We start from the raw sequence: 755 nt of genomic DNA, 5'->3' as shown, positions 1-755 counted from the left end.
CCCGCGCAGCAGCACGCGCTCGCCGCGATCCACCGCAAGCTCGCGACGCTCGTCGCGCCCGCGACGCCGCAAGCGGTCGCGCTGCTCGACATGCACCGGCGCCAGGCGCACCCGTTTGCGTGGCTCGGCCCGGTGCCGCTGATCCGGCTGCTGACTGGCTCGGCGCTCGGCTTCCTGCTCGCGGTCGTGCTGACGAGCCTGTCGCCGCAGGTGTCGGGCGAGAACATCGAGCGCGGCTTCCTGCAATCCAACGGCATGCAGCTGCTGTGGAACACGACGTTCCTGCTGTGCTGCGCAGGCCTCGGCGCCTCGTTCGCGACGCTGTTCCAGGCGCACCACTATGTCGCCGCGTCAACCTACGATCCGAAGTACGACGCATCGTACGGTGCACGGCTGATTCTCGGCGTGATCGCCGGCCTGATCCTCGTCGAGATGCTGCCGGCGCAGCTGTTCGCGCAGGGCAGCATGCACAGCTTCGGGCGGCCGGCGCTCGCGATGCTCGGCGGCTTCTCGGCGACGGCCGTGCACCGCGTGCTGCAGCGGCTCGTCGAAACGCTCGAGACGCTCGTGCAGGGCGATCGCTCGGCCGAGGTCGGCGCGACGCTCGCCGCGAATCGCGCGCGCGCGGCCGGCGAACGCGCGCAATGGCAGGGCGAACTGGCGGCGAGGCTGCTCGACCTGCAGCAATCGCTCGACGGCGCGGCGTCCGCCGACGTCGTCCGGGCGCGCCTCGCCGAGTTCACGCGCGCCATGCT

1 protein-coding gene is annotated in these 755 nt (G+C 71.8%); it reads left to right on the top strand.

Features of this window, described 5'->3' with window-relative positions:
• Positions 1 to 755, top strand: a 755-nt coding sequence (locus F3J14_RS35250) for a hypothetical protein (RefSeq protein WP_166726792.1), incomplete at both ends; no start/stop codon positions are given.

This window comes from Burkholderia sp. Tr-862 (genome assembly GCF_011753085.1).
GTDB lineage: Bacteria > Pseudomonadota > Gammaproteobacteria > Burkholderiales > Burkholderiaceae > Burkholderia > Burkholderia ambifaria.
Note: the sequence above shows the minus strand (reverse complement) of the source record. Positions and strands in the feature narration are given on the sequence as shown.